Source organism: Pseudolabrys sp., assembly GCF_050250095.1.
Lineage (GTDB): Bacteria > Pseudomonadota > Alphaproteobacteria > Rhizobiales > Xanthobacteraceae > Pseudolabrys.
Map to the genome: position 1 here is coordinate 505,681 of NZ_JBFWPH010000001.1, position 26,499 is coordinate 532,179.

Genomic DNA, 26,499 nt, shown 5'->3' on the forward strand with positions numbered 1-26,499 from the left:
CAGGGCCTCAAACAGAAGGAACCAGAAACTTGAGGTTTTGCAATGATTTGAAGCATTCTAAAGAGGCGAATATTCAGTTTGTATTTATTCTAATCAACGAATACTGGATAATTTACTTGGCGCTTGACCTGTGTGGCTGCCGCATGCTTCGAAAAGAAAGGATAAGCGATAAAAATCAATAGCTTAGAGTAGTTCTAAGCTACAGTATTTGTTGCGGGGGCTTCAAATGGTGGCAGTTGACCGGCACGCGCCGAATGCGACGCGTTTTTCGACGGATTTCTCGGACAATTCGGCTGGCGGCATCGGGCGCACCGGCGCGCCGAACCGGCTCGCGCGTCATGCGGCGCTGCTCGGCACCGCGGTCAGCCTTGCCTCGCTGATGGCGGCGGCCGCGGCCTCCGCGCAGGAAAGCGGCGTCGCGCTGCCGACCATCGACGTCAATGCCGGCAACGACAGCGGCTATCAGGCGACGCAGCAGTCGATCACGCGCCTGCAGACGCCGCTGCTCGACACGCCGCAGACGGTCAACGTCGTGCCGCAGCAGGTCATCAAGGACCAGCGCGTCTCGACGATGGAAGAGGCGCTGCGCAACGTCGTCGGCATCACCTTCAGCGCCGGCGAAGGCGGCCAGCAGGGCGACAGTCCGATCATCCGCGGTTTCGCCGCGCGCGGCGACATCTTCCGCGACGGCTTCCGCGATCCGGGTTGGTACACGCGCGACCTGTTCTCGATCGACCGCGTCGAAGTCTACAAGGGCCCGTCGGCCTTCGCCTTCGGCCGCGGTTCGACCGGCGGCGCGATCAACAACGCCTCGAAGCTGCCGACCGGCAACACCTTCGTCGAAGGCACGGTCAGCGGCACCACCGGCCCCGGCGTCCGTGCGGATCTCGACACCGGCGGCAAGGTCGGCAACGTCTCCGGCCGCATCGCCGCGACGGCGCAGAACATCGATACGCCGACCCGCGACAACGTCTACACCAAGCGCTGGGGTGTCGCCCCGTCGGCGTCGCTGCAGCTCGACGAGGCCACCAAGGCGACGCTGTCCTATGTCTATCAGGGCGAAGAGGGCTCGCAGGACTACGGGCAGCCCTATCTGCCGCAGCCGGCTTACAGTTCCAGCACCGGCGCGCTGACCAATCCGGGATACAACGGCAATGGCTCGGCGGTGACGCCGGTGCCGGTGTCCCGCAAGCTCTGGTACGGCATCGAGAACGGGCCGTTCCGCGACCTGACCACCACCGAAACCCACATCGTCACGGCGCTGATCGAGCGCCAGCTCGGCGACCGTTTCAAGGTGACCAACGGCACCCGCTTCATCTCCAATGTCCGCGACTCGACGGTGACCGCGCCGCGTGCGCTCGGCAACGCCGCGAACACGGTGTTTGCCAGCGGCACCAGCGGCGGCATCGCCTCGGCCGGCTATCCGGTCGATCTGATGACGATCGGCCGCGAGCGCCGCAACCGGGTCACCGACGCGAGCTACCTCGTCAACCAGACGGATCTGACCGGCAAGTTCGAAACCGGCATGCTCAGGCACACCTTTGCAACCGGCGTTGAGTTGAGTCGCGAGACCCGCGACCAGACTCGCGTCGACCTGTGCTCACAGACCGCAGCGGCCTGCCGCACCAGCCTGATCAATCCCGGTTTGAACACCGTCGCCACGGATCGCTACGACGTCACGGCGCCGAACCACACCACGTCGGATAACGTCGCGCTCTATATTTCCGATCAAATCAAGATTACGCGGTTCTTCGAGCTTTTGATTTCGCTGCGCAACGATCGTTTCTCGACCAACTATGTCGACGAAGCCGCGACCGGAGCGAACCGGGAGCTGTCGCGCACCGACAACATGTTCAGCCAGCGTTACGGCATCGTGTTCCACCCGGTCTCGAACGCCAGCATCTATTTCGCCTACGGCAATTCCTACAACCCGTCGGCGGAACTGGGCACGCTGTCGTCGAGCGCGAACAATTCGGCGAGCGTCACGCTCGCGCCGGAAAAGAACATCTCGTATGAGCTGGGCGCCAAATACGACGCGATGGGTGGCAAGGTCACGTTGAGCGGTGCGGTATTCCGCATCGAGAAGACCAATCTGCGCATCCCGAACGATCCTTCGGCGCCGACGGCGCAGCAGTTCCTCGTGCTCGACGGGCTCGCGCGCGTCGAAGGTATCGAGCTTGGCCTGTCCGGCCGGCTCACCGACGCCTGGCAGATCACCGCCGGCTACAGCTATCTGAAGTCGGAAATCGCCGAGACGACCAATCTCGCCGAACTGGGCAGGCGGCTCCCCAACACGCCGGAGCACAATTTCACGCTGTGGTCGACCTACGACCTGACGTCGCGCTTCACGGTCGGCGGCGGCGCGGTCTATCAGTCGATGGCTTACGTCAACACGACCAACACGGCCTATGTGCCGGAGTACTGGCGGTTCGACGCCATGGCGAGCTTCAAGGTGGACAAGTACTCGACCATCCAGCTCAACATCTACAATCTCGCCGACGAGCATTATTACGCGCAGTATTATGGAGGCCACGCGGTGCCGGCGTCCGGCCGCTGGGCCATGCTGTCCTGGCGTGTGCGCCTCGAACCGCCTACACTCCTGCCATGATGGTGCGCATCCCCAACGTGCTGACCGCCGAGCAGGTCGCACGTTGCCGCGAGGTGATGACGAAGGCGGCCTGGGTGGACGGCAAGGTCACGGCCGGCCACCAGTCGTCTCAGGTGAAGAACAACCTGCAGCTTCCGGAGAGCGCTCCGGAAGCGCGTGAACTCGGCGGCATGGTGCTGCAGGCGCTCGCGCGCAGCCAGCTGTTCACCTCCGCGGTGCTGCCGAAGCAGGTGTTCCCGCCGCTGTTCAACCGGTACGACGCCGGCATGACCTTCGGCGCCCACGTCGACAATTCGGTGCGCAGCCATGCCGCGAGCGGCATCACCATCCGCACCGACGTCTCATCGACCTTGTTCATCTCCGCGCCGGAGGATTATGACGGCGGCGAACTGGTCGTCGAGGACACCTATGGCCGTCATTCGGTGAAGCTGCCGGCCGGCGACATGATCGTCTATCCGGCGACCTCGCTGCACCACGTCACGCCGATCACCCGCGGCTCGCGCATCGCCTCGTTCTTCTGGACGCAGAGCATGATCCGCGACGAGAGCAAGCGTTCGCTGCTGTTCGATCTCGATATGGCGATCATGCGCGTCGCCGGCGACCATCCCCAGCATGCGTCGGTGGTCGAGCTGACGGCCGTCTATCACAACCTGCTGCGGCAGTGGGCCGAGGTCTGACCGCGCGGCCGGACGCGCCGCCAGGGCATGATCCCGAAAAGCGGCAGGGCGCTCTCATCTCCCAAAACGAAACCGCCCCGTGGAAACCACGGGGCGGCTTGCTGTCAATCGCGGTGAGACGCTGACAGGATCGACGATCAGTAACGGTAGGACACGGCCTGGCGATAACCGCCGCCGCCGCCGACCGCGACACGCTCGCTGCCGCCGCAGTTGCAGTTCGTGCCCTGAACGGTGCGAACGACCGTGCTCGACGAGGTGGACACGCCACCGCGACGGTGCTCGACGCCGCCGTAACGCTCTTCTTCACGATAGCGGTTGATCGTGTTGATGCGGCGCGTCACGATGTTCTGGTAGTGGACGTGCTCGCGGTGCACGACGACGTCCTTGCGGATCACCGGGCGGACGTGAACGACGAGCTGGTTGCGCTCTTCGGTGCGGTAGCGCGGAACCACCCGGCGGGTGTTGACCACGCGGGTGTTGTAGATCACGCGCGGGGCCTCGCGCACCGTGCGCGTCGAGTCGATCGGGCGGTTACAGTTACAGCCCGGATCGTAGCGGTAGCCACCGGCCTGCGCCGGAGAGGTGACATAGCCCGCCGACCCGACGATCAGCAGAGCCAAAAACGCGGAATACAAGTGCCTCATCGGATCACTCCATTAACCATGTAAGTACCGAGTAGAACTTCATTTTTGACGCGTTAACCATCTTTGTAAAGGGATTTTTAACCTGCCGGGGCGCTGTCCCGGATCGGGGCGCCAGCCACGTCGTTTTGTTGCGTTTTCATTCACGGTCCGGCCCCGGCGCGGGCGTCGGCGCTGTCCCGCTTTGGGACTTTCCACATGCTCTGCAAAAATGGGCGGCCGCTCCGCAACCGGCGGTTTCACTCGCACGCGCGGCGGCGGAGGTGACACAATGCCCGCGGTCCGCGCCGGTGCGGACCCGTCAATCGCTTCAGGAACATGACCGTGGCCGACACACTCAACGCTGTGCGTACCGAGCTTTCCATCGCCAACCGCATCCTGGCCAATGAAGGCATCTTCGACGCCTTCGGGCATACCAGCGCGCGGCACCCGACCAATCCGAACCGCTATCTGCTGTCGCGGTCGCGCGCGCCGCAGCTCGTCGAGCCGGGCGACATTCTGGAATTCGATCTCGATTCAAACCCGATCGACAAGAACCATTCGCCGCTCTATTCCGAGCGCGTCATCCACGGCGAGATCTACAAGGCGCGGCCGGACGTCATGGCGGTGTGTCATCACCATGCGCCGGCCTTCATGCCGCTCGTGGTTTGCGGGATCGATTTCGTTCCGGTGTTTCACCTCGGCGCGATCGGCGGCATCAAGCCGCCGTTCTGGGACCAGCGCAAGGAATTCGGCGACTGCAATTATCTGGTGGTGACGCCGGAGGAGGGTGCTTCGCTCGCAGCCCGGCTTGCCTTGCACAACATGGTGCTGATGAACCGTCACGGCGTCACCGTGGTCGGCGCAAGCCTGCAGGCCTGCGTGTTCCGCGCGATCTACTCCGCCAAGAACGCCGAGTATCAGGTCGCCGCCGCCAACGCGGGAAGCCTCGATCCGCTGTCGCCGGGCGATGCGAAAATCTCCGGCGACATTGCGACCTCGACGACCGGTCTCAATCGCGCATGGGAAGTCTGGCTGCGTCATCTTTCGGATGCTGGCGGCATGCCGCCGGGTGGCTCGGCGTCCAGAGCGTCGTCGTCGAAGTCCTCGGCGAAATCGGCGAGCAAGAGCAAGCCGAAGTTTCGGGCCGCGAAAAAGCGTCGCCGCGGCTGAGGCCGCGGCGCACCGCGCTGCGCTGCAAATTTGCGCTTTCGCTCGGCGGCTAAATCACATTGAATGGCCGCCGAGAGCGGCGGCAAGACCGCGCGACGTAAACGGGAACAGGGAGGATATCCATGAAACAGCATCGCACTCTGGCGGGGATGCTCGGCATTGCCGGCGTTCTCGCGCTCGGCATGGCCAGCGCTCACGCCGAGGACACGCTGAAGATCGTGATCGGCCAGATCAACAACTGGGAAAATCAGGCGCCGACGCTCGGCGAGGCCGCCGGCATCTTCAAGAAGTACAACCTCAAGATCGAGGCGACCGGCACGCAGGGCGCGGGCGAGACGCTGCAGGGCGTCATCTCCGGCTCCGCCGATCTCGGCGCCGGCGTCGGCGTCGCCGGCGCGATGCGCGCCTTCTCGAAGGGCGCGCCGGTGCGCATTCTGCTGCCGGCCTTCACCGGCACGGGCGACCTGTACTGGTACGTCAAGGCGGACTCGCCGATCAAAACCCTGAAGGACGCCACGGACTCGAACACGATTGCCTATTCAACCAGCGGCTCCTCGTCGAACAACATCGTGCTCGCCTTCGTCAACGAGCTCGGCGCCAAGGCGAAGCCGACCAAGACCGGCGGTCCGGCGGCGACGCTGACCGCGGTGATGTCCGGCCAGGTCGATATCGGCTGGGCGGCGCCGCCGTTCGGCCTGCAGGAAATGAAGGACGGCAAGATCCGCATGGTCGCCCGCGGCAGCGACGTGCCCTCGCTCAAGGGCCAGACCGTGCGCTCGATCATCGTCAATGCCGATGCGCTCAAGACCAAGAAGGACGCCATCATGCGGTTCGTGAAGGCGTATCGCGAGACGGTGGACTGGATGTATTCCGATCCGAAGGCGCTGCAGATGTACGCCGAGAAAATCAAGCGTCCGGTCGAGCTCGTCACCGACTCGGCCAAGCGGTTCCAGCCGAAGGAAGCGCTGCAGACCGACGAGATGAAGGATCTCGACGGCGCGGTGCGCGACGCGGTGAAGCTGAAGTTCCTTGAGAAGCCGTTGACCAAGGAGCAGCTTGCGGAATTCATCCAGATTCCGAAGCGCTGACGCGCAAGCCGTCACGGTTGGGGCGACGATCGGCGGGCCGCTGCGTGGGGCAGCGGCCCGTTGCTTTTGTCGCGTGCTCCGCCCTGCCTTCGCATGTCGGGTTTCGTTATGTCCGGTTTATGCAGGCTTTATTGGCGCGGCAATTGACGCCGCGGCGTGCCACGGCAGAATTCGCCGATGGCACGCATCCGCGCCTCACACGCCGTTCTCGCCGGCCTCTTCGCGTTTGCGTTTGCTCTCAGGCTGTATGGCCTCGACGACAAGCCGCTGTGGCTCGATGAAATCATCACCTGGGGGCGCAGCGGCCGCCCAGTCGCCGACCTGACGGTCAACGCGCTCAGCAACCGGCACTTCCCGACCTATTTTGCGCTGATCAAGCTTTTCCACGCCGACGATGCATGGCTGCTGAGGCTGCCGTCGGCGTTTTTCGGTTCAGTTTGCGTCGTGCTGGTCGCGATGATCGCCACGCGGGTGCATTCGGCGAGAGCAGGTCTCGTCGCGGGCCTGCTGATGGCGCTGTCGCCATTCGACGTGCAGTTCAGCCAGGAGGCACGGCCCTATGCGGTGGTGTCCTGCTTCATTCTGATCGCGCTGTGGGGCCTTGTCAGGATCGCGGGTTCATTGCCGCCGCCAGACTCAACGCCGGATCGCGACACGCGGGCGCGTAACGGCTGGATGGCCTATACGCTCGGCACGGCCGTCGCGCTCTATCTGCATCTCGTCGCCACCGCCTGGCTGGTGGCGTCGAACGTCGCCGTTCTGTTGGTCGCGACGCGACGACCGCGTCCGGATAGGGCCTTCGTGCGCGCATGGCTGCGGCGGCAGGCGATCATCCTTGTCATCTGGCTCCCCGGTCTTGCCGCGATGCTTCTGCTGCGCAGCGATCCCGGCCAAAGCCTGCGCTGGCTGCCGCCGTTCAGCCTGCAGCATCTCCGGTCGTTGTTTTCCTCGGTCTATCTGTTCCGCATCGCCGACGTCGTCAGCTTCGAGCTGTTGCCGACTCTCGCGCCCGGCTTCGGCGCGGTCGTGCTCATCCTCGCCGCGGCTGGCGCCTGGCAGCTTCGGCGACAGCCCGTGCTGCTGTCCGTCTGCGGCATCGCGGCGATCGCGCTGCCGGTTCTCGTGCTCGCCGTGTCGCTGGTCCAGCCGATCCTCATTCCGCGTTATCTGAGTTGGAGTACCGGGCCTTATGTCGTGCTGGCCGGCGTCGGGCTGGCCGCGCTACCGCGACGCGCTTTCACCATCGCGACGGTGGCGCTGCTGGCAGGCGGCGTGGCCGCGCTCACGCCGTATTACCGCTCCGAAACCAAACCGCGCTGGGATCTCGCCGCGCGCTATCTCGCGCAGCATCTCGGTCCGTCCGATATCGTCGTCACGCCCGATCCGATGGCGGTTTACGTGCTGCGGCGTTACGGCGCGTGGTTCCGGCTCGATCCGTCGAAAGTGAAGGCGATTGCCGATCCCGCGGAGCTCGCGCGCTATGCCGGCGAGAGCGCTGTCTGGGTGGCGTATGGCCGTTCCGGTCAGGGCACCGCCGTGCCCGAAGCGGATTTCCGCGCCAGATGGCTTGCGGCCGACGTGCCGGTTTCGACGGTCAGGCTCGGCCGGCACGTCGCGCTGTTCGAACTGCCACGGCGCAACGGCGCCAACTGAGAACGCTACTTGTGCGCCACCGGCGGCGTGCCGTGGGTGTGGAAGGACTCGATGGTCTTCAGGCCCCAGGCCTGGCCTTTCTTGCGCTCGTCCTCGGTCCAGGTGATCGGCTTCCAGTCGGGCGCGAGCACCAGCCGCGCGCCGGCATTGGCGAGTTCGACGCGGTTGCCGCCCGGCTCCCAGACATAGAGGAAGAAGGTCTGCTGCACGGCGTGCTTGTGCGGGCCGGTCTCGATATAGACGCCGTTCTCGAGGAACCAGTCGGCGGCGAGCAGGATCTCCTCGCGCGAGTTCAGCGCGTAGGTGACGTGATGGAAGCGGCCCGGCGTGCCGGTGTGGTCGCGCGTATAGGCGAAGTCGTAGGACTTGTTTGTCGCCGTCATCCAGATGCCCGCCTCGCTGCCGTCGTTCAGCACGATGCGTTCGGTCAGGCGGAAGCCGAGATAGTCCTCGAAGAATTTGCGGCAGGCCGAGATGTCGGCCGCCAAGCCGTTCCAGTGGTCGATGCGGCGCGGATTGATGCCGTGGCCGGGATAGCGCTGCGCCTGATTTTTCAGTGCAGGTTTTTCTTCTGTCGGCGGCTGGTACCACTCCGTCTCGTAATAAAGCTCGATGACGTGGCCGTCCGGATCCTTGCAGACGAAGGTCTTGCCGTGGCCGAGGTCGCCGTCGGTCCAGCCGACGTCGAAGCCGGAGCCTTTCAGCGCCGCCGCGCGGCGCTCGAGCGCCTGCGGCGAGCGGCAGCGGTAGGCGGCGTGGCCGAGGCCGGAGGTCTTCGCCGCCGTGAGCTTGAGCGAATAGCGCTCATAGTCGTCATAGCCGCGCAGATAGATGCTGTCGCCCTTCTCGCCGCTCTTGGTGAGACCGTAAATCTCCGTGAAGAAGCGCGCGCTCTCCTCGAATTTCGGCGTGAAGATTTCGATATGCCCGAGATGGGCGATATCCATGATGGGTTCGGGCGCGTCTGCCATGACCGGGTACCTTGTCGTCTCAACGGGAATTTTGCGGGGACACTATCCGATGCCGCCGGGCGGATCGACCTTGATTTGCAGCAAAGCTGCCCACTGCGCAGCGCTCAGAGCCCCGCGGCGCTGGCCTCCGCGAACATCTCCTCGACGGTGAGGGCGCGCGGCGTCAGCTTTTGCGCGGCGCAGAAGCGGGCGACCTTGTCGAGCGAGGCGCGGTTGGCCGCGATGCCGAAGCGGATCGGATCGGGCGAGGGGGCTTGCGGAAAGGCTTTCGCCTTCGACTCCGCCAGCATCCGGTAGACCTCGCGGGCGACGTCCGGCCGCTCTGCCATGATCTGCGACCGCAGCACCATCATGTGATTGATCGGGATGCCGCCGTTCGCCGCCGCCCAGTCGCGGTCGACGCTTTTTGCATCCGGGAACATCGGCACCAAAGGAGGTTTCTGATCGACATTGCCGAGCACGGCGGCGTCGATGTCGCCCGCCGCCAGCATGCTTTCCAGCGTCGCGCCTGCCGGCGCGCGGACCACGTTCGGCGGGTCCCTGTACTCGGCCACATGCGGGTCCTCGAAGGTGACCCAGGTGATGCTGTTTGAGTCGACGCCGTAGAGGTCGGCGAGGATGCCGCGCACCCACACGCCGGTCGTCACGGTGTAGGAACGAGCGCCGATCCGCTTGCCGTTCAAGTCCTGCGGCTTCACAGGTTTCTGTGCGTTGACGAACAGCGTGTGCATCTGCCCGCGGCCCATCACGGTCGCCGGGAGCAGAGCGTAGGGTTTTCCGAATGCCTTGGCCTGCAGGAACGTCACGATAGCGAGTTCGGCGCAGTCATACTTGCCGTCGCGCACCAGCGCCTTGAAGGCGGTATTCGGCACCTTGACGTCGTCATAGACGAATTCCACGAGGTTGGACGTCACCTCGCCGCGCTTCAACGGCATGACGCCCGGATGGTCGCCGAGCAGCGTGAACAGTTTGACCTTGTCGGGCATCGATCCTCACACGAGACACGAAAGCGGGCGATTATGCCTTCTCGAATGTCAAAGTGAAATTGTTGGCCGGCATCGCGGCGGTCTCGATCAGCGGCGCGCCGGCGGCTTCGCCGAGCGCGGCGAGCGCCGCGATGTCGCGCACGCCCCACTCCGCATTGCTGGCGCGCAGGCTCGCGTCGAATTGCTCGTTGCTCGGCGCGGTGTGCGTGCCGTCCTTCATGAACGGCCCGTAGACGAACAGCCGCCCGCCGGGTTTGAGCCAGCGCCCCGCGCCGGCGATCAGGTTTTCCGTCGCCGGCCACGGCGAGATGTGCGTGACGTTGATCGCGAGCATCGCCGCGAGGGAGGGGCCGCTCATCGCCCAGTTCGCATCCATCAGGTCGATGCGCTGCGGGTCGCGCAAGTTGGCTGCGGAGGCCGCGTCGCGCCACGCGCGGATGCTGGCGAAATGCGCGGGATTGTCCATGTCGCTCGGCCACCAGGTCAGGCGCGGCGTGCGCGGCGCATAGGCCGCGCTGTGCTCGCCGGTGCCGCTGGCGAGTTCCAGCACGTCGCCGCTTTGCTGCGCGAGCCACGGCCCGATCGCGGACCAGATCGGCTCATGGTTGCGCGTGAAGGCCGGCGCATGCAGCCGGCCGTCGGCTTCCGGCGTCGCGCCGCTGCCGAAATCGAGCGTGAAGCGCGGCGTCACACGTCGTCCGGGTTGTCGACATAGACGAGGCCGGCTTTCGCCAGCGGCTCGCGCATGTTGTACATGTCGAGGCCAAGTACGCCGGAGGCAAGCTTCTCGCGCTTGGCGCCTTCGTCGTCGGCGCGCTTCTGCGCTTTGGCCGCGACCTCGGCGCAATACTTTTTCGGGATGACGACCACGCCGTCGTCATCGGCCACCACGGCGTCGCCGGGCTCGACATTGACGCCCGCGCAGACCACCGGAATGTTGACCGAGCCGAGCGTCGCCTTGACGGTGCCTTTCGAGGAGATCGCGCGCGACCAGATCGGAAAGCCCATGTCCTTGAGCGTTGCGACGTCGCGGCAGCCGGCGTCGATGACGACGCCTTTCACGCCGCGCGCCTTCAGCGAGGTGGCGATCAGGTCGCCGATCATGCCGTCGGTGTTGTCGGCGGTGCAGCCGAGCACCACGACGTCGCCGGGTTTGCACTGCTCGATGGCGACGTGGAGCATCCAGTTGTCGCCCGGCTGCGCGAGGATCGTGACCGCCGGCCCGGCGATCGTCGCGCCGGCCCAGATCGGCCGCATATAGGGCTTCATCAGGCCGTAGCGGCCGTAAGCCTCATGCACGGTCGAGGCGCCGAGCTTCTCGAAGGTCGCGATCGCCTTGGCATCGGCGCGTTGGATGTTGCGGACGACGACGGTTTTCATGCGAGTTCTCCAGTCAAAATTGCGTGGCGGCCGTCAGCGCGTTTCGTCGGCGACGACTTTCTGCACCACCGGCCGCGCCGCCATGCGGGCGCGATGGTCGAGCACCCGCGGCAGCTTGGTCAGGTCGGCGCCGTCGCCTTCGAGCCACTGCGCCAGCGTGAAAAGATACATGTCGCAGATCGAGTAGGTGTCGCCCATCACCCAGGGGCCGCGCAGCATGCCGTTCTCGATCAGCGCGAAGGCCTCGCCGACCGACTGCGGCACTTTCTTCTTCATCGCTTCATGCGCGGCGGGGTCGTCGGCCCAGCGATAGAAGCGCATGCGGTGCGCGTGCGCGATGTGGACCGTCGAGCACAGATAGCTGTTGAAGGCCTGCGCCTCGGCGAGCGCGAACGGATCGTCGAGCGGCGCGATGCCTGCCTTTGGATTGCTCTGCGCGATGTAGAGGAGGAGGGCGGGCGTTTCGGTCAGCACGCCGCGCGGCGTGACCAGCGCCGGCACCCGCGCCTTGGGATTGACAGCGAGATAATCCGCCTTGCGCTGGTCTTCCGTGGCGAAGCTTAGGCGGATCGCCTCGTAGTCGGCGCCGGCTTCTTCCAGCGCGATATGCGAGGCGAGCGAGCAGGTGTGCGGCGCGTAGTAGAATTTCAGGGTCATCCGAGCTCCATCGCGACGCGCGGGAACAGCGTCTGATAGGCCTCGCCATAGGTCATCGGGATGCCGGTGTTGCGCGAGCCCTGGATGCCGCGGTTGAGCGCGACGCGCTCATAATAGTGCCAGAGGTGCTTCTGCGCGGCGAGGATCTGGAACGCCTTGTATTTGGTTTCCCAGACGTCGTCGATCTTCAGGATCAGGTCGGGCTTGAAATTGCACTGCTCCGGCTGGTGCGGCTCGAACAGATAGACCGGCGGCGCGGAATACTTGTATTGCGCGCCCGGCTTGTGGCCCATCGCCTGCGCGACCACGCGGGTCTCTTGTGCAAAGTGTGCCGCGTTCGGGTGATCGAAATTGTAGGGATCTTCCAGCGCGTGGGTCAGCACGAAGGCCGGGTTGGTCTCGCGATAGATGTCGACCATGCGGTCGAAGTGCTGTTCGTTGAGCTTGAGCGGATAGTCACCGCAGTCGAAGAACTCGATCTCGGCGCCCAACAGGTCGGCGGCGCGCTGCGCTTCGTCCTTGCGGCCGGCCTTCACGCTCTCGAGCGTCGCGCCCTTTTCCTTCCAGGCGAACTGGCTTTCGCCGCGCTCGCCGAACGACAGGCAGACGATCTTCATCTTGTAGCCGGCCTTGGCGTGCAGCGCGATCGCGCCGCCAGCGCGCCAGACGAAATCGCCGGGATGGGCGGTGACGACGAGGCCGGTTTTTGGGTCTGCCATTCTTCTTGTCCCTGGATCGTTTCCGAAATTGCGTGGGCGCTTCTATAGCGCGTTTTGTCGCGGAGTTTGAGCCTTCGCGCGCCCGCTGCAGGGCAGTCTTGACAGGACAGGCTAAAGGAAATAAATCCTATTAGGTCTGCTGATGCGGCGGCGTCTCATGAACGCCGTCGTGCGCGGGCGGGTGATGCTTCGGGAGGCGCAGCCGGTTTCGCAAACCGGCGCGTGCTCTCGCAAAGCACGCGGGCGGGTCCGATCGCAAGGAACCCCGCCATATGGAGCCTCGCAAGCTCCTGGCGCCTCCCGAAGCCTCATTCTCGGGACACGACCGGCGACCCGGCGCCGGACAAACAATGCGGGCAAAGGCGTGCGCCTGCGCCTAAACTGAGTTGTCATCGCCCGCGGAGGCGGGCGATCCAGTAAACGCAAGCATTGCGGGATGCCCTACTACGTCTACATCCTTTCAAGCGGTATTGGCGGCACGCTCTATATCGGCGTGACAAACGATCTGGTTCGCCGCGTATACGAGCATAAATCAGCTGCGGTCGAAGGATTTACCAAAAAACATGACGTCAAGCGCCTGATCTATTTCGAGCAATACGAAGATATTGAAAACGCTATTCGGCGGGAGAAGCGTCTCAAGAAATGGAACCGAAAATGGAAAATTCGGCTTGTTGAAGAGAACAACCCGAACTGGTCGGACCTTTATCCAGGCATTGCGAGCCCCTGAGTTTACTGGATGCCCCGCCTTCGCGGGGCATGACGGTGAGGGGAACACTGTCGGTTTATTCTCTGTCTTGGAGATATTCCGACAACGTTCTAAGACCAACCCATGACCTCACCCTCCGCACGTTCCCGTCTCGACAAGGCGCTTGCCGCCATCGGCGATCCTTATGGCGAAGGCGCGCGCGCCTGTCTCACCGTCTATCGCGACGAGGCGATCGCAGCCGCGGACGCAGCGGATGCGCGGGCGCGGCAGGGCATTTCGCTCGGGGCCCTCGACGGCGCGATTGTTACCATCAAGGACCTGTTCGACGTCGCCGGCGAGGTGACGCGCGCCGGCTCGAAGGTGCTGGCGGAGGAGGGCAAGATCGCGCACGCCGATGCGCCGGTGGTGCGGCGGCTGCGCGCGGCCGGCGCGGTCATCGTCGGCAAAACCAACATGACGGAGTTCGCTTTCTCCGGCGTCGGCGCCAATCCGCATTACGGCACGCCGGCCAATCCGGCCGACCGGTCGCGCGTTCCCGGCGGCTCGACCTCGGGCGGTGCCGTCGCGGTCGCCGACGGCATGTGCGAGATCACCATCGGCAGCGACACCGGCGGCTCGACCCGCATTCCCGCGGCGCTGTGCGGCATCGTCGGCTACAAGCCCTCGAAGCAGCGCATTTCCACCGAGGGCGCGTTTCCGCTGTCGCAGACGCACGACTCCATCGGACCGATGGCAATGACGGTTGCCGATTGCGCGCGTGCCGACGCGGTGATTGCGGGCGAGGCAGCCTGGACGCTCGAGCCGGCGCCGCTCGCCGGCCTGCGCATCGGCGTCGCGCAGGGAATGCCGCTCGACGCGCTCGACGACACGGTGGGGAAACGGTTTCCGCAGGCGCTCGACGCGCTGGAGAAAGCCGGCGCGCGGCTCACCCATGAAACGCTGCCGCTGCTCGACGCGATGAACGCGGTGCACCGGCGCGGCGGCATCGTGCCGGCCGAAGGCTATGCCGTGCACCGCGAGCGCATCGCGCGCGCGAAAGACGGAATCGATCCGATGATCGCCACGCGCATCGAACGCGCCGCGAAAATTTCCTCGGCCGACTACATCGCGATGCGTGAGGAACGCGCGGCGCTGGTTGCCGCGATGGATGCGCGGCTCGCCGACATCGACGTGCTCGCCTTGCCGGCGACGGCGATCGCCGCGCCGACCATCGCGGAGATGCTCGATCCCGAGACCTTCGGCAAGAAGAACGCCATGCTGTTGCGTAACACCTCGATCGGCAATTTCTTCGATCTGTGCGCGGTGTCGCTGCCGATCCCCGGCTCCGGCCTGCCGTGCGGGCTGATGCTGATGACGCGCAACGGCCACGACCGGCGGCTGTTCCGTATCGCCGCGGCGGTGGAGCGGCTGTTCTCCTAAAACTCCCGCAGGATCGTCTTGATCGCCTTGTAGCGCTCGCCGCCGAATTTCTTGGTCAGGCGCTGCTCGTGTTCTTCGGACAGCGTCCTGGCGCGGGCGAGGGTTTTCTGGCCTTCCGCGGTCAGATGCAGCTCGTGGCTGCGGGCGTCCTTGGGCGAGGGCAGGCGCTGGGTCAGGCCGCGGTCGCCGAGTTCGTGCAGCATGCGGGCAAGCCGCGCCCGCTCGATGCCGAGCGTCTCGGACAGGGCCGACTGTGACAGGCCGGGATTGGCCCCGATCACCGCCACGACGGAAAACTGCGCCGGCGACAGGTCGACGCTGGCCAGCCCGCGGATGAAGTCCTGGAACACCCAGATCTGGGCGCGGCGGATGAAATAGCCGAGCCGGTCCTCGAGGATGCCGAGATCGACCGCCGGCTTGCCGCGCCGCACCGTGGCCCCTTTGCGCCGCAGCGCAGCGGCCGTGCCGGCTTTGGCCGGACGCGCCGCCGGACGGGTGGATTTGCGTTCGCTCATCGGGCCGGTCTCGCGCGGATGGGCAGCGGCGTTTGGACCCTGCCTTTTGCCAAGCGTCTTTTGCACCGTCAGGTGTTGACGAAATTGTTGTCCGAGTCAACAATATGCCAACGTCGAAGGGCGCCGGCACGTTCGTGTCCGCGCGCGCTCGCGTGGCGCGCGCGGCATTGTTCTTTGGTCGCGTTGGTCCGCGCTTGTTGAAGGCCGGTAAAATCCGGCATGATGGGAACAAAGGCCCGTAAGGGTCGTGAGGGAGGAATCGTATGTCCAAGAAAACGCACACTGGCGCGTCGCTCGTCACGCGCCGCACTGTCACCGCCGGCCTCGGCGCAGGCATTCTCGCCGGCACCGCGCCGTTCAACATCGTGCGCGCCGCGGGCCCGCTCAAGGTTGGCGTGCTGCTGCCGCGCTCCGGCTATCAGGCCGGTATCGGCCAGGATTGCCAGCGCGGCGTCGACGTCGCCAAGGCCGTGCTCAAGCAGATGGGCCTGCCCGAACTCCAGATCATGAACGGCGACACCGAAACCAAGGTCGACGTCGCCCGCACCACCGCCGAAAAGCTGATCGCCGACGGCGCGCAGCTTCTGGTCGGCGCCTTCGACTCCGGCCAGTCGACCGCGATCGCCCAGGTCGCCGAGCAGAAGGGCGTTCCCTTCGTGATCAACATCGCGGCCGCGCCGCCGATCACCGAGCAGGGCTACAAGTTCGTGTTCCGCAACTTCCCGACCGGGCCCATGATCCTGCGCGACGCCTTCCTTAACCAGAAGGAAGTGTTCCAGGTCGCCGGCTCCGCGCCGAAGACCGCGGTGATGCTGCACGTCAACGACACCTACGGCACCGCGATCCTCAAGGGCACGGAGGCGATGTTCCCGAAGTTCGACATGCCCTACAAGATCGTTGACAAGATCGCCTACGATCCGGCCGCGCGCGACCTCTCGGTCGAGGTGGCCAAGGCCAAGGCGACCGGCGCCGACGTGCTTTATGCCGTGAGCCGTCTCAACGACGCCATCCTGCTGACCCGCGAAATGATCAAGCAGCGCTGGCTGCCGCAGGCGGTGCTCTCGATCGGCCCCGGCTGGTACGAAGACCAGTATCTCAAGACGCTGGGCAAGAACGCCAACGGTCCGATCAGCTTCGTGCCGTGGTATGACCCGAACAAGAAGGCGACCAAGCTCCTCAAGGACGCGCTCGCCAAGGCCCACAAGGGCATCGGCCTCAACACCAACCACGTCTATACGTTCGAGGCCCTGCTGGTCGCAGCCGACGCCTACAAGCGTGCGGGTTCGGCCGATCCGAAGGCGCTCGCCGACGCGATCCGCAAGACCAACATCACCGACAACGTCAGCCCCGGCCCCGGCATCATGTTCAATGAGAAGGGCCAGAACGACAAGCTGAAGTGCTCGGCGATTCAGAATCGCGACGGCGATACCGTCACGCTCGCCCCGAAAGAGGCGGCGAATGCCAAGCCCGTTTGGCCGATGAAGCGCGGCTGATCCGTTTCTCGCGCGCGACTGCTCCGGCCGCCTGACCGCGGCCGGAGCCGGTCTTTTTCGTCGGATGGGTTGAGCCGTTGCCACTCGATATCTATGTCAACGTCGCCATTGGCGGCATCCTGACCGGGCTCGTCTACGGGCTGATGGCGCTTGGCCTTTCGGTCATCTTCGGCGTCGTCCGCGTCGTCAATTTCGCGCACGGCGAGATGATGACGATTGCGATGTATATCGCCATCGTGCTGTTCGCGAAGCTCGGCCTCGATCCGCTGTTGATGCTCGCGCCGATCGCCGTCGTGCTGTTCGTCGCCGGTTATTTCCTGCAGTTGCGGCTGATCAACCGCTTCATCACGCGGCCCGAGCACAGCCAGTTCCTGCTGCTCGTCGCCATCGCGATCATCATCGTCAACGTGCTGCTGATCATCTTCGGGCCGGACGCGCAGAGCGTGCAGACGTCCTATTCGTTCGACAGCTATCAGGTCGGTCCGATCATCATCGACGCGACCAAGCTTTATGCCGGCGCGGCGGCCATCGTCGTCGCGGTCGCGCTGGTGGCATTCTTCCGCTTCACCGCGGTCGGCACCGCGATCCGGGCGTGCGCCGACAATTACACCGGCGCGCAGGTGATCGGGCTCGACGTCAACCGGCTCTACGCGCTGACCTTCGGCCTCGGCGCGGCCTGCGTCGGCGCGGCCGGCGCGATGCTGGTCATCATCATCGACGTCACGCCGGCGCTCGGGCCGGCCTATACGCTTCTGGCCTTCGTCATCGTCATCACCGGCGGCCTCGGCTCGATGTCGGGCGCGCTGCTCGGCGGCGTCCTGATCGGCCTGACCGAAGCGATGGCCGGGCTGCTGTTCTCGCCGTCGGCGAAAAGCATGTTCGCCTTCGGCATCCTGGTGCTGGTGCTGCTGTTCCGCCCGCAGGGCATCGTCGGGCGGAGGACCGCATGATCTCCCGCCTGTTTGACGACATTACCGTGCGCGGGCAGGCGCTGCTCGCCGTCATTCTGGCGCTTGCGCTGGCGGCGCCGTGGATCGTCAACGACTATCTGCTGAGCGTGCTCATCGTCACGCTTTACTTCGCCTATACCGGGCAGGCGTGGAACGTCATGATGGGCTTTGCCGGCCAGTTGTCGCTCGGCCATGCCATCTATGTCGGGCTTGCCGCCTATGCGGCGGCGTGGCTGTTCGTGCAGTTTAAGGTGAGCCCCTGGATCGGCCTGGTCGCGGCGATCCCGATCGCGGCGCTGTGCGGCGCCATTATCGGATTTCTCGCCTTCCGCTTCCGAGTCTCTGGCGTCTATTTCGCGATCCTGACCATCGCCTTCGCCGAATTCGCCCGCATCGGCTTCGACCACTTCACCGCGGTCGGCGGTTCGGCCGGCCTGTTCCTGCCGGTGTCAGGCTACGCGAAATACGATCTCTGGAACCTGCGCGGCGGTCCGGAGATGTTCTATTACCTGATCCTTGCGATGGTGATCGGGGCCTTCCTGATCTGCCGTGCGCTGCTGCGCTCGCGCCTCGGCTATTACTGGCTGGCGATCCGCGAGGACGAGCAGGCGGCGCGCGCGCTCGGCATCGACACCTTCCGCTGCAAGATGATCGCCGTGGTGGTGTCGGCGGCCATGACTGCGCCGGCCGGCGTGTTCATCGCCTTCTATAACAACAACCTGTTTCCCGAGCAGGTCTTCCACATCTCGCAGTCGATCGAGATCATCCTGGCGCCGTTCATCGGCGGCGCCGGTACGTTGTTCGGTCCGATCATTGGCGCGGCGTTGTTGCAGTGGCTGGCCGAGGGTCTGCGCGTGGTGCTGGAAACCGTCGGTGTTGACGTGCCGGGCGCCAAGCAGGTGTTCTTCGGTGTGCTGCTGCTGGTCGTCGTGGTCGCGGCTCCGGAGGGTTTCTGGCCGGGGATTGCCGCGTGGCTCAAGATCACGAGGCGCAAGTGATGAACCAGGCGACGGACACGCTTCTCTCGGTCAGGAACGTCACCAAGCGCTTCCGCGGCCTCGTCGCGGTCGACAAGGTCTCGTTCGACGTGCCGCAGGGCTCGATCTACGCAGTAATCGGCCCGAATGGCGCGGGCAAGACCACGCTGTTCAACGTGATCGCGGGGGAGTTCGCGCCGGACGGCGGCGAGGTCGTGTTTGACGGCCGGAACGTCTCCGGTCTCGCGCCCAACATCATCTGCGAGCGCGGTGTCGGCCGCACCTTCCAGATCGTCAAGCCGTTCCCGGCCCTGAGCGTGCAGGACAACGTTATGATCGGCGCGCTGCTGCGCAAGCGCACGCCGGCGCAGGCGCGCGAATGGGTCGACATGGTGCTCGACCGGCTCGATCTTTACGACAAGCGGCTGCAGCGCGCCTCGTCGCTGACGTTGCCGGACCGCAAGCGGCTTGAGGTCGCCCGCGCGATCGCGACCGAGCCCAAGCTTTTGCTGCTCGACGAGGTGATGGCCGGCCTGCGCCCGACCGAGACCGATCGCATGGTCGGCGTGTTCCGCAAGCTCTGCAAGGATCACGGCGTCACCATCCTGCTGATCGAGCACGTCATGCGCGCGGTGATGGCGCTGGCGGATCGTATTCTCGTGCTCCACCACGGCGCGGCGATTGCTGAAGGGACGCCGGAGACGGTGGTGCGCGAGCCGGCGGTGATCGAATCCTACCTCGGCGCGGAGACGGAGGTCTGATGCTTCTCGTCGAGAACCTCAGCGTCTTTCACGGCGATGCGCAGGCGCTCGACGGCGTCACGCTCGAGGTCAAGCAGGGCGAGATCATCGCCATCGTCGGCGCCAACGGCGCGGGCAAGACCTCGCTGATCCGCACCATCGCCGGTATGCACAAGCCTGCCTCCGGCCGCGTCGCCTATCGGGGCGAGGAGATCGCCGGCTGGCCGAGCCACCGCGTCTGCAACCTCGGCATCGGGCAGGTCGCCGAAGGCCGCCAGATTTTCCCCTCGCTGACGGTCGCGGAGAACCTCGCGATGGGCGCGATGCTGCCGCGCGGCCGCGCGCAGCGCGACGAGGCGCTTCAGCGCGTCTACCGCATGTTCCCGCGGCTGCTGGAGCGCCAGCATCAGGCGGCGGGCACGCTGTCGGGCGGCGAGCAGCAGATGCTCGCCATCGGCCGCTGCCTGATGGCCTCGCCCGATCTGGTGATGTTCGACGAGCCGTCGCTCGGCCTCGCGCCGGCGATCGTTCAACAAGTGCTGAAGACCATCCACGAGTTGAACCGCGAGGGGCTCACCTGCGTGCTGGTCGAGCAGAACGTCGCGGTGTCGCTGAAACTCGCGAGCCGCGCCTATGTGCTGGAGAACGGCCGCATCACGCTGTCCGGCACGGGCGACGAGTTGCTCGCCGACGATCGCGTCCGTCAGGCCTATCTCGGCCTCTGATCGCGGCCCGGAGCGTTTTCGAGCGAAGTGGAAACCGGTTCGCGTGAAGAAAACGCGACAAAACAAAAAGCGAGAGTTCCGGCTTTGATTTCAACAAAGCCGGAAGGTTCTAGATCTTCGCCGGCATCAGCCGGGCGACCTCGGAACGGGATTTCTTGCTCATCAGGAAGGCGAGCGCCGCGACGCGCAGGCTCAGCGGCGCGTCCGGATACTGCGCGCGCAGAAGCTTCAGCGCCTCGGCGTCGGAGGCCGGCATGAACTGCATCACCTCGCCCGCCATGACGTCGGGGGTGGGTTGAAAGCTCTGAAGCGTGAGGGGCCTGCCCATTGCGGAAATCCTTGCGTCCGGCACGCTCCAGTGTGCGGCCGGGTGGTTGCAAGTTCGTTAACGCAGGGATACGGGGACTGGTTCCGGGCAGCGACGGCGCGGAACACGCAACGGCGGCGTACAGCGACGCAACGCGAGATGCGACGCTATACTGATTTGCGCTGTGAGCGATGCCTACTTTTTCGGCTGGCCGATCGTGACCGTGAGCTTGCCGATGCCTTCGACCTCACATTCGAGCTTGTCGCCGGCGACCGTCGCGGCCACGCCGGCTGGCGTCCCGGTCATGATGATGTCGCCGGCCTCGAGCGCGACCATCTCGGAGAGCTTGGAGATGATTTCCGGGACGTTCCAGATCAACTGGTTGAGGTCGCCGTCCTGACGGACCTGACCGTTGACCTTGAGCGTGATGCGGCCCTTGGCCGGATGGCCGATCTCGGCCGCGGGCTTCAGCGGTCCGCACGGCGCGGAGGCGTCGAACGCCTTGCCGACTTCCCACGGCCGCTTCAACTCGCGCGAGGCGATCTGCAGGTCGCGGCGGGTGAGGTCGACACCGACGCCGTAGCCGTAGATGCAGCCGTTCGCCTTCTCGACCGGGATGTTGATGCCGCCGCTCTTGAGTGCGACCACGAGTTCGACCTCGTGATGCATGTCTTTCGTCAGTGACGGGTAGGGCACCGTGCCGCCGTCCGGCACGATGGCGTCGGCGGGCTTCGCAAAAAAGAACGGCGGCGCGCGCTCATCCTGTCCCATCTCGCGGATGTGCTCGATGTAGTTGCGCCCGACGCACCAGATGCGGCGAACCGGAAATTTCTTGGACGAGCCGGCGACGTCGAGGGTCGCTTGCGGGGGCGGCGGAATGACGTAATCGGTCATGGGAAAAGTCCCGGTTGTGAGAGCGGTTTCGGCGTCGATGCGCGGCCGTGGCGGCCGTCGAAAGGGCAGCGCCGGGTTATCAGGTGGCCCGTAGCGCCGTCAACGGCAGCGGCTTTCAGCCCGCCGAAACGGCGAGCGCCGGCGCCGGGCCTTCCTGGTCCTTGAGTTGCAGCCGGTAGAATGACGCATAGCGGCGGTCGAGCCGCAGCAGTTCGTCATGCGTGCCCGATTCCGTCACCACGCCGTTTTCGACGACGTGGATGCAGTCGGCATGCGAGATCGTGTGCAGCCGGTGGGCGATCGCGAGCGTGGTACGGCCCTTGCAGAGATGCTCCATCGCCTCGCGGACCTGCCGCTCGGACTCGGAGTCGAGCGCCGCGGTGGCTTCGTCGAGCAGGATGATCGGCGCGTTGCGGATCAGCGCACGGGCGATTGCGATGCGCTGGCGCTGTCCGCCGGACAGCTGCAGGCCGTGCTCGCCGACCGGGGTATCGTAGCCCTGCGGGAAAGCGGCGATGAAATCGTGCGCGTAGGCGGCTTTCGCGGCGGCGACGATCTCGTCCTCGCTGGCGCCGATCTTGCCGAAGGCGATGTTCTCGCGGACGGTGCCTCGGAACAGGAATACCTCCTGGCCGACATAGGCGATCTGGTCCCGCAGCGAATGGCGCGACACCTTGGCGATGTCCTGGCCATCGACGATCACGGTGCCGCCGGAGGGCTCGTAGAACCGCAGCAGCAGATTGAACACGGTGGACTTGCCGCCGCCGGACGGCCCGACCAGGGCGGTCAGCTTGCCGGGTGCGACGTCGAAACTCATCGCCTGAAGCGTCGCGGAGTCGCCGCGGTAGGAGAAATCGACCTTGTCGAACACGACATGGCCTGAGCTGACCTTCAGCGCGGGCTTGTGGGCGTCGTCGGGTTCGCTGGCGGGCGTATCGAGGATGTCGAACAGGATGCGTGCGCCGACCATGGCGCTCGACATTTCGATGTTCAGGCGGGCGAGGCGCTTGGCCGGCTCATAGGCGAGCAGGAAGGCGGTGATGAAGGAGAAGAACTCGCCCGGCGTCGCACCGGTGACGATGACGCGATAGCCGCCATAGACGATGGCGCCGGCGATCGCCATGCCGCCGAGCGTCTCCATCAGCGGGCTCGCGCGGTTCGACACCCGCGCCATGCGGTTGGCTTCCTGTTCGACCACCGCGATGTTGCGGTCGAAGCGCGTGCGCATGGTTTCTTCGAGCGTGAACGCCTTGACGATTCGGATGCCCTGCACGGTTTCCTGCATCGTCTCGATGATCTGCACGCCGCCGTGGAACTGGTCGCGCGCGATCTTGAAGATTCGGCGCACCAGATGGCGCAGCACGAGCAGGGCGGGCGGCGCGACCACCAGGCTGAACAGCGACATCACCGGGTCCTGCGAGACCATCACGATGACGAGGCCGATCAGCGACAGCAGGTCGCGTCCGACCGCGGTGATCAGCAGGTTGAGGATCTGCGTCACGGCGGTGGCGCCGGCGGTGAGCTTGGCGATGAATTCGCTTGAATGACGGGCCGAGAAGAAGGCGAGGTTTTCGTTGAGCAGCTTCGCGAAGACGCGGCGCTGGTTGTCGGCAACGATGCGATTGCCGATCCGCGCGAGAATGACGGCCTGCCCGTAAGTCGCAAGGCCCTTGGTTGCAAACAGTGCGACGCAGGCGATGCCGAGCGCCAGCACCGACGGGAAGCTGCGGCTGACGTAAGCGGCGTTGACGACCTGTCCGATCAGATAGGCGCTGAGCGCGGTGGCGCCGGCGGCGATCGCCATCATGACGAAGGCCGCGACATATTTCTTCCAGTGCCGCAGGCCCTGTTCGGTGACGAGCCGCTTGATAACGGCCGTCATGCCGTAAATTTCGTCGGTCGAATGTGGCAGCAGGTCGGCCATATGCGCGTCTTGGGATGCCCGTCTTGAGGTGCGTGTCTGGCGTCTGTCGAAGTATCGCGGCAGCCGGCATGCCCCACAAAGCGCCGGCTGGGCGCGTTCCGGCGGCCGCCCGCGCGGCCGACGATGTCAGGCTTTCCTGCCCGTGCGGGGTGGATTTTTCAAGCCTTGCAGCCCATCAGGGCTGTTTATGGTTGCCTGGCGGCCTTACGGCACGCCGTTGTTCGCCATCAGCCGGCGTTCCCACGCCAGCGCGTGGGAAATGATGATCTCGAGATCGTCGAACATCGGTCGCCAGTCGAGTTCGGCCTGGATGCGGCTGACATCGGCGACCAGGCTTGCCGGATCGCCGGGCCGGCGGTCAGCAAAGTCCACTGGGAATTCGTTGCCGCTGATGCGCCGCACCGCCGCCAGCACTTCGAGCACCGAATAGCCGTGGCCGTAGCCGCAATTGAAGGTCGCGCTCGCGCCGCCGCGGCGCAGATAGGCGAGTGCGGCGATATGGGCGCGGGCGAGATCGGTGACGTGAATATAGTCGCGGATGCAGGTGCCATCCGGCGTCGGATAGTCAGTGCCGAACACATCGATTTTAGGTCGGCGGCCGAGCGCGGTCTCGCAGGCGACCTTGATCAAATGCGTGGCGTTGGCGCTCGCCTGTCCGGAGCGTTGCTTGGGGTCGGCGCCGGCGACATTGAAATAGCGCAGCGCGACGAAGTTCAGCCCGTGCGCGCGTGCGGTGTCGTGCAGCACGATCTCCGACATCAGTTTGGAATTACCGTAAGGCGAAATGGGATTCGTAGGGGAGTCTTCGGAAATTGGCAGCGTTTGCGGATTGCCGTAGACCGCGGCCGTCGAGGAGAAGATGAAATTCTTCACGCCGCTGTCGACGGCGGCGTCGAGCAGCAGCGCCGTGTTGGTGGTGTTGTTGAGATAGTAGCCGAGCGGATCCCGCAGCGAATCCGGCACGATCAGCGATGCGGCGAAATGCAGGATGGAGTCGATGCGGTGTTCGGCGACGATCTTCTTGACGAGGTCGCGGTCGCCGGTGCTGCCGGAGACGAACGGCACGCTGCTCGGAACGAGGAAGCGGAATCCGGTCGACAGGTTGTCGAGAACGACCACCGACTCGCCGGCATCCTCCAGCTCATGAACGAGGTGGCTGCCGATATAGCCGGCCCCGCCGGTGACAAGAATCGTCATGCGTGTCTCCCCAGACCCTCTTAAACCCGGTGCCGCGCTCTGAAAATGGGCCAATCCGGCGCTTTCACCGGCATTGTTGTGGCGAGGCTGCTTAACGGCGGGTATATCCTGCGGAAACGGGGCCTCATGGCAGATATCCTCTTCATCAAGACTTCCTCGCTCGGCGACGTTATCCACCACATGCCGGCGGTGACCGACGCGCGGCGCGCGCGGCCGGGCGACCGCCTGACCTGGCTGGTCGAGGAGGATTGCGTGCCGCTGGTGCAGTTGCATCCGGCGGTTGATGACGTGATACCGGTCGCGTCGCGGCGCTGGCGGCGCGAAGGTCTCATGTCCGCGGCGGTGCTGCGCGAGATGGCAGCGTTCCGCCGTACGATCCAGGCGCGGCGCTACGACCTGGTGGTGGATACGCAAGGCCTGTTCCGCACCGGCTTGATGACGTGGCTCGCGCATGGCATGCGGCATGGCTACGACCGTGACAGCATCCGAGAACCGCTGGCTTCGATGTTCTACGACGCTCGGCACGCCGTCTCGCGCGATTTGCACGCGGTCGAGCGCAACCGTCTGCTCACCGGTCTGTCGCTCGGATACGTGCTGCAAGGCGCGCCGGACTACGGCCTCGACCGCGGCGCGTTACGCGAGCAAGGCGCAGCGCCTTACGCGGTGCTGCTGCACGCCACCGCGCGCGCCGACAAGGAATGGCCGGTCGCACACTGGATCGGGTTGAAGGATACGTTCGCGAAATACGACGTCGATCTGCTGCTGCCGTGGGGCAGGGACGACGAGCGCGAACGGGCCGTGCGTATTGCGCAAGGTCTTTCCGAAAAGGGTTTGTCGCGCGCGCGCGTGGTGGATCGGTTGCCGCTCGACGGCGTCGCGAAGCTGATCGCCGGTGCGTCTTTCGTGGTCGGGGTCGACACCGGCATCATGCACCTTGCCGCTGCGCTCGGCGTGCCGCTGGTCGCGATCTTTGCCGGCAGCCAGCCGAAACTCACCGGTCCTGTCGGGCCGGGTCCGATGGACATTGTCGGAACCAGGGGACGCGCGCCGAGCGTCGACGAGGTCGCTCAGGCGCTGGTCCGCGTCGCGCCCTAGCGGGTGGCTTCGGCAAGCGCCTGTTCGGCGGCCGCCAGCACCCGCGCCGGCGGGATGTCGCGCATGCAGCGGTGATGCAGCACGCGGCACACCGGCTTGTGGCAGGGCCGGCAATCCACATAGGTCAGCGTTTCGATGGTGGCGGCGAGCGGATTGAGCGGCGCCCAGTGCCAGGCGCTGGTCGGCCCGAAGATGCCGATGGTCGGCGTTCCGATCGCGGCGGCGACGTGCACAAGGCCGGAGTCGTTCGACGCCGCCGCAGTCGCTGCCTTGAGTGCGAGGATAGCGTTGCGCAGGTCGGTGCCGGTCAGGTTGCGCGCCCGCGCGCCCGCTGCGCCGACAATCTCGTCGGCCAGTGTTCTTTCGCCCGGCCCGCCGATCACCCAAACCGCGATGCCCTTGGCGGTGAGCTGCTTCGCCACCTCGCTGTAGTAGGAGGCGGGCCAGCGTTTGCTCGGGCCGACCGCGCCAGGGGCCATCGCGACGGCCGGGCCGCTACCCAGCCCGTTGCGTGCGCGCCATTGCGCGGCATCGGCCGCCGGCACGATGAGTTGCGGCACCGGCCATTTGTCCGGCAGCGCTTCGTCCTTCGGCAGGGCGAGCGCGGCGCACTGGTCGATCATGCGCGGCAGTTTCTTCTCGCCCCAGCGCACGTCGTTGAGCAGGCCGAAGCGCATCTCGCCGACGAAGCCGGTGCGCGCCGGGATGCCGGCGAGCCATGGCGCCAGCGCCGCTTTCCAGGTGCGAGGCATCACCAGCGTCTGGCCGTAGCTTTCGGCTTTCAGGCGTGCGGCAAGCTCGCGCTGCATGCCCATCGCCAGCCGTCCGCGTGGCAGGTCGACGACGATCGCCTTGCGGACGCCGGGCATGTAGTCGGCGAGCGGCGCGCACAGCGAGGTGGACAGCACGTCCACCGGCCGTTCCGGCTCCTGCGCGCGCAACACGCGCACCACCGAATGGCAGCGCACGAAATCGCCGATCCACATATAGGGAATGATCAGGACGGGATCGTTGGTCATTGCGGC

At 65.5% G+C, this 26,499-nt stretch carries 26 protein-coding genes; 13 read left to right on the forward strand and 13 right to left on the reverse strand.

The genetic code is table 11. The features are described 5' to 3' along the window. Positions 1-226: 226 nt before the first annotated feature. Both AB7F10_RS02430 and AB7F10_RS02435 read left to right on the forward strand, forming a co-directional pair. Positions 227-2,608: a TonB-dependent receptor gene (locus AB7F10_RS02430; RefSeq protein WP_428557864.1), complete on the forward strand. Its 2,382-nt coding sequence runs from the start codon at positions 227-229 to the stop codon at positions 2,606-2,608. Beyond that, entirely contained in the window at positions 2,605-3,285 is a 681-nt protein-coding gene (locus tag AB7F10_RS02435; protein WP_428557863.1) for a Fe2+-dependent dioxygenase, read from the forward strand. The genes AB7F10_RS02430 and AB7F10_RS02435 overlap by 4 nt, the downstream gene beginning before the upstream one ends. 137 nt (positions 3,286-3,422) lie before the next feature. On the opposite strand, the gene AB7F10_RS02440 is transcribed toward AB7F10_RS02435, so the two are convergent. After that, positions 3,423-3,929: a hypothetical protein gene (locus AB7F10_RS02440; protein WP_428557862.1), complete on the reverse strand. Its 507-nt coding sequence runs from the start codon at positions 3,927-3,929 to the stop codon at positions 3,423-3,425. Positions 3,930-4,250: 321 nt separating this feature from the next. Here AB7F10_RS02440 and AB7F10_RS02445 point away from each other — a divergent pair, with 321 nt between their 5' ends. The 3 genes from AB7F10_RS02445 (at position 4,251) to AB7F10_RS02455 (ending at position 7,819) form a co-directional block, all read left to right on the forward strand. Next, positions 4,251-5,078 (forward strand): class II aldolase/adducin family protein, encoded by an 828-nt coding sequence (locus tag AB7F10_RS02445; protein WP_428557861.1) that lies wholly within the window; start codon positions 4,251-4,253, stop codon positions 5,076-5,078. Between the two features lie 122 nt (positions 5,079-5,200). Next, entirely contained in the window at positions 5,201-6,166 is a 966-nt protein-coding gene (locus AB7F10_RS02450; protein ID WP_428557860.1) for an ABC transporter substrate-binding protein, read from the forward strand. 177 nt (positions 6,167-6,343) lie between these two features. Then, positions 6,344-7,819 (forward strand): glycosyltransferase family 39 protein, encoded by a 1,476-nt coding sequence (locus AB7F10_RS02455; RefSeq protein WP_428557859.1) that lies wholly within the window; start codon positions 6,344-6,346, stop codon positions 7,817-7,819. Positions 7,820-7,824: 5 nt separating this feature from the next. Here the strand turns inward: AB7F10_RS02455 and AB7F10_RS02460 are convergent, their stop codons facing one another. From AB7F10_RS02460 to AB7F10_RS02485, 6 genes are all read right to left on the reverse strand, one after another. Further along, on the reverse strand, positions 7,825-8,790 hold the full coding sequence (locus AB7F10_RS02460) for a catechol 2,3-dioxygenase (RefSeq protein ID WP_428557858.1): 966 nt from the start codon (positions 8,788-8,790) through the stop codon (positions 7,825-7,827). Between the two features lie 104 nt (positions 8,791-8,894). Next, on the reverse strand, positions 8,895-9,776 hold the full coding sequence (locus AB7F10_RS02465; protein WP_428557857.1) for a phosphate ABC transporter substrate-binding protein: 882 nt from the start codon (positions 9,774-9,776) through the stop codon (positions 8,895-8,897). A gap of 31 nt (positions 9,777-9,807) precedes the next feature. Then, positions 9,808-10,467 (reverse strand): DUF938 domain-containing protein, encoded by a 660-nt coding sequence (locus AB7F10_RS02470; RefSeq protein ID WP_428557856.1) that lies wholly within the window; start codon positions 10,465-10,467, stop codon positions 9,808-9,810. Further along, a complete protein-coding gene (locus AB7F10_RS02475) occupies positions 10,464-11,156 on the reverse strand; it encodes a 4-carboxy-4-hydroxy-2-oxoadipate aldolase/oxaloacetate decarboxylase (protein WP_428557855.1) in 693 nt (230 codons plus the stop codon). Before AB7F10_RS02475 ends, AB7F10_RS02470 begins: the two co-directional genes overlap by 4 nt. A gap of 33 nt (positions 11,157-11,189) precedes the next feature. Further along, positions 11,190-11,813, reverse strand: coding sequence for a glutathione S-transferase family protein (locus AB7F10_RS02480; RefSeq protein WP_428557854.1), 624 nt, complete (start codon positions 11,811-11,813; stop codon positions 11,190-11,192). Then, complete coding sequence (locus AB7F10_RS02485) at positions 11,810-12,532, reverse strand: PIG-L deacetylase family protein (protein ID WP_428557853.1); 723 nt, start codon at positions 12,530-12,532, stop codon at positions 11,810-11,812. Before AB7F10_RS02485 ends, AB7F10_RS02480 begins: the two co-directional genes overlap by 4 nt. A 436-nt stretch (positions 12,533-12,968) precedes the next feature. Between AB7F10_RS02485 and AB7F10_RS02490 the strand changes: the two genes are divergently transcribed. Then, positions 12,969-13,259 carry a GIY-YIG nuclease family protein gene (locus tag AB7F10_RS02490; protein ID WP_428557852.1) on the forward strand — a complete coding sequence of 97 codons (291 nt, stop codon included), beginning with the start codon at positions 12,969-12,971 and terminating at the stop codon, positions 13,257-13,259. A gap of 102 nt (positions 13,260-13,361) precedes the next feature. Beyond that, on the forward strand, positions 13,362-14,657 hold the full coding sequence (locus AB7F10_RS02495; protein ID WP_428557851.1) for an amidase: 1,296 nt from the start codon (positions 13,362-13,364) through the stop codon (positions 14,655-14,657). Here the strand turns inward: AB7F10_RS02495 and AB7F10_RS02500 are convergent. After that, on the reverse strand, positions 14,654-15,172 hold the full coding sequence (locus AB7F10_RS02500; RefSeq protein WP_428557850.1) for a MarR family winged helix-turn-helix transcriptional regulator: 519 nt from the start codon (positions 15,170-15,172) through the stop codon (positions 14,654-14,656). The two genes, AB7F10_RS02495 and AB7F10_RS02500, sit on opposite strands and share 4 nt — an antisense overlap. Before the next feature lie 263 nt (positions 15,173-15,435). On the opposite strand from AB7F10_RS02500, the gene AB7F10_RS02505 reads away from it, so the two are divergent. From AB7F10_RS02505 to AB7F10_RS02525, 5 genes are all read left to right on the forward strand, one after another. Continuing rightward, positions 15,436-16,665: an ABC transporter substrate-binding protein gene (locus tag AB7F10_RS02505; protein ID WP_428557849.1), complete on the forward strand. Its 1,230-nt coding sequence runs from the start codon at positions 15,436-15,438 to the stop codon at positions 16,663-16,665. A gap of 77 nt (positions 16,666-16,742) precedes the next feature. Then, positions 16,743-17,615: a branched-chain amino acid ABC transporter permease gene (locus tag AB7F10_RS02510; RefSeq protein ID WP_428557848.1), complete on the forward strand. Its 873-nt coding sequence runs from the start codon at positions 16,743-16,745 to the stop codon at positions 17,613-17,615. Beyond that, positions 17,612-18,613 carry a branched-chain amino acid ABC transporter permease gene (locus AB7F10_RS02515; RefSeq protein ID WP_428557847.1) on the forward strand — a complete coding sequence of 334 codons (1,002 nt, stop codon included), beginning with the start codon at positions 17,612-17,614 and terminating at the stop codon, positions 18,611-18,613. The genes AB7F10_RS02510 and AB7F10_RS02515 overlap by 4 nt, the downstream gene beginning before the upstream one ends. Then, entirely contained in the window at positions 18,613-19,353 is a 741-nt protein-coding gene (locus AB7F10_RS02520) for an ABC transporter ATP-binding protein (protein WP_428558399.1), read from the forward strand. Before AB7F10_RS02515 ends, AB7F10_RS02520 begins: the two co-directional genes overlap by 1 nt. Further along, positions 19,353-20,057, forward strand: a complete 705-nt coding sequence (locus AB7F10_RS02525) for an ABC transporter ATP-binding protein (RefSeq protein WP_428557846.1) — start codon at positions 19,353-19,355, stop codon at positions 20,055-20,057. The genes AB7F10_RS02520 and AB7F10_RS02525 overlap by 1 nt, the downstream gene beginning before the upstream one ends. Positions 20,058-20,166: 109 nt before the next feature. Here AB7F10_RS02525 and AB7F10_RS02530 read toward each other — a convergent pair whose 3' ends face one another. From AB7F10_RS02530 to galE, 4 genes are all read right to left on the reverse strand, one after another. Beyond that, the gene (locus AB7F10_RS02530; protein ID WP_428557845.1) at positions 20,167-20,385 is read right to left on the reverse strand and encodes a hypothetical protein; all 219 of its coding nucleotides are present in this window, start codon (positions 20,383-20,385) and stop codon (positions 20,167-20,169) included. A 174-nt stretch (positions 20,386-20,559) separates the two neighbouring features. Next, a complete protein-coding gene (locus tag AB7F10_RS02535) occupies positions 20,560-21,258 on the reverse strand; it encodes a fumarylacetoacetate hydrolase family protein (RefSeq protein WP_428557844.1) in 699 nt (232 codons plus the stop codon). Between the two features lie 115 nt (positions 21,259-21,373). Further along, on the reverse strand, positions 21,374-23,182 hold the full coding sequence (locus tag AB7F10_RS02540) for an ABC transporter ATP-binding protein (RefSeq protein ID WP_428557843.1): 1,809 nt from the start codon (positions 23,180-23,182) through the stop codon (positions 21,374-21,376). A gap of 204 nt (positions 23,183-23,386) precedes the next feature. Then, positions 23,387-24,379: a UDP-glucose 4-epimerase GalE gene (galE, locus tag AB7F10_RS02545; RefSeq protein ID WP_428557842.1), complete on the reverse strand. Its 993-nt coding sequence runs from the start codon at positions 24,377-24,379 to the stop codon at positions 23,387-23,389. Between the two features lie 126 nt (positions 24,380-24,505). Here galE and waaC point away from each other — a divergent pair, with 126 nt between their 5' ends. Then, positions 24,506-25,474, forward strand: a complete 969-nt coding sequence (gene waaC, locus AB7F10_RS02550) for a lipopolysaccharide heptosyltransferase I (RefSeq protein WP_428557841.1) — start codon at positions 24,506-24,508, stop codon at positions 25,472-25,474. Here the strand turns inward: waaC and waaF are convergent. Then, the gene (gene waaF / locus AB7F10_RS02555; protein WP_428557840.1) at positions 25,471-26,493 is read right to left on the reverse strand and encodes a lipopolysaccharide heptosyltransferase II; all 1,023 of its coding nucleotides are present in this window, start codon (positions 26,491-26,493) and stop codon (positions 25,471-25,473) included. The genes waaC and waaF overlap by 4 nt on opposite strands. Between the last annotated feature and the right edge of the window lie 6 nt (positions 26,494-26,499).

What these genes read in the sequence shown, in the direction of transcription:
- AB7F10_RS02430 (WP_428557864.1), top strand. Translation starts at nt 227, where the DNA reads ATGGTGGCAGTTGACCGGCACGCGCCGAATGCGACGCGTTTTTCGACG.
- AB7F10_RS02435 (WP_428557863.1), top strand. Translation starts at nt 2,605, where the DNA reads ATGATGGTGCGCATCCCCAACGTGCTGACCGCCGAGCAGGTCGCACGT.
- AB7F10_RS02440 (WP_428557862.1), bottom strand. Translation starts at nt 3,929, where the DNA reads ATGAGGCACTTGTATTCCGCGTTTTTGGCTCTGCTGATCGTCGGGTCG.
- AB7F10_RS02450 (WP_428557860.1), top strand. Translation starts at nt 5,201, where the DNA reads ATGAAACAGCATCGCACTCTGGCGGGGATGCTCGGCATTGCCGGCGTT.
- AB7F10_RS02455 (WP_428557859.1), top strand. Translation starts at nt 6,344, where the DNA reads ATGGCACGCATCCGCGCCTCACACGCCGTTCTCGCCGGCCTCTTCGCG.
- AB7F10_RS02460 (WP_428557858.1), bottom strand. Translation starts at nt 8,790, where the DNA reads ATGGCAGACGCGCCCGAACCCATCATGGATATCGCCCATCTCGGGCAT.
- AB7F10_RS02465 (WP_428557857.1), bottom strand. Translation starts at nt 9,776, where the DNA reads ATGCCCGACAAGGTCAAACTGTTCACGCTGCTCGGCGACCATCCGGGC.
- AB7F10_RS02475 (WP_428557855.1), bottom strand. Translation starts at nt 11,156, where the DNA reads ATGAAAACCGTCGTCGTCCGCAACATCCAACGCGCCGATGCCAAGGCG.
- AB7F10_RS02480 (WP_428557854.1), bottom strand. Translation starts at nt 11,813, where the DNA reads ATGACCCTGAAATTCTACTACGCGCCGCACACCTGCTCGCTCGCCTCG.
- AB7F10_RS02485 (WP_428557853.1), bottom strand. Translation starts at nt 12,532, where the DNA reads ATGGCAGACCCAAAAACCGGCCTCGTCGTCACCGCCCATCCCGGCGAT.
- AB7F10_RS02490 (WP_428557852.1), top strand. Translation starts at nt 12,969, where the DNA reads ATGCCCTACTACGTCTACATCCTTTCAAGCGGTATTGGCGGCACGCTC.
- AB7F10_RS02495 (WP_428557851.1), top strand. Translation starts at nt 13,362, where the DNA reads ATGACCTCACCCTCCGCACGTTCCCGTCTCGACAAGGCGCTTGCCGCC.
- AB7F10_RS02500 (WP_428557850.1), bottom strand. Translation starts at nt 15,172, where the DNA reads ATGAGCGAACGCAAATCCACCCGTCCGGCGGCGCGTCCGGCCAAAGCC.
- AB7F10_RS02505 (WP_428557849.1), top strand. Translation starts at nt 15,436, where the DNA reads ATGTCCAAGAAAACGCACACTGGCGCGTCGCTCGTCACGCGCCGCACT.
- AB7F10_RS02515 (WP_428557847.1), top strand. Translation starts at nt 17,612, where the DNA reads ATGATCTCCCGCCTGTTTGACGACATTACCGTGCGCGGGCAGGCGCTG.
- AB7F10_RS02520 (WP_428558399.1), top strand. Translation starts at nt 18,613, where the DNA reads ATGAACCAGGCGACGGACACGCTTCTCTCGGTCAGGAACGTCACCAAG.
- AB7F10_RS02525 (WP_428557846.1), top strand. Translation starts at nt 19,353, where the DNA reads ATGCTTCTCGTCGAGAACCTCAGCGTCTTTCACGGCGATGCGCAGGCG.
- AB7F10_RS02530 (WP_428557845.1), bottom strand. Translation starts at nt 20,385, where the DNA reads ATGGGCAGGCCCCTCACGCTTCAGAGCTTTCAACCCACCCCCGACGTC.
- AB7F10_RS02535 (WP_428557844.1), bottom strand. Translation starts at nt 21,258, where the DNA reads ATGACCGATTACGTCATTCCGCCGCCCCCGCAAGCGACCCTCGACGTC.
- AB7F10_RS02540 (WP_428557843.1), bottom strand. Translation starts at nt 23,182, where the DNA reads ATGGCCGACCTGCTGCCACATTCGACCGACGAAATTTACGGCATGACG.
- galE (WP_428557842.1), bottom strand. Translation starts at nt 24,379, where the DNA reads ATGACGATTCTTGTCACCGGCGGGGCCGGCTATATCGGCAGCCACCTC.
- waaC (WP_428557841.1), top strand. Translation starts at nt 24,506, where the DNA reads ATGGCAGATATCCTCTTCATCAAGACTTCCTCGCTCGGCGACGTTATC.
- waaF (WP_428557840.1), bottom strand. Translation starts at nt 26,493, where the DNA reads ATGACCAACGATCCCGTCCTGATCATTCCCTATATGTGGATCGGCGAT.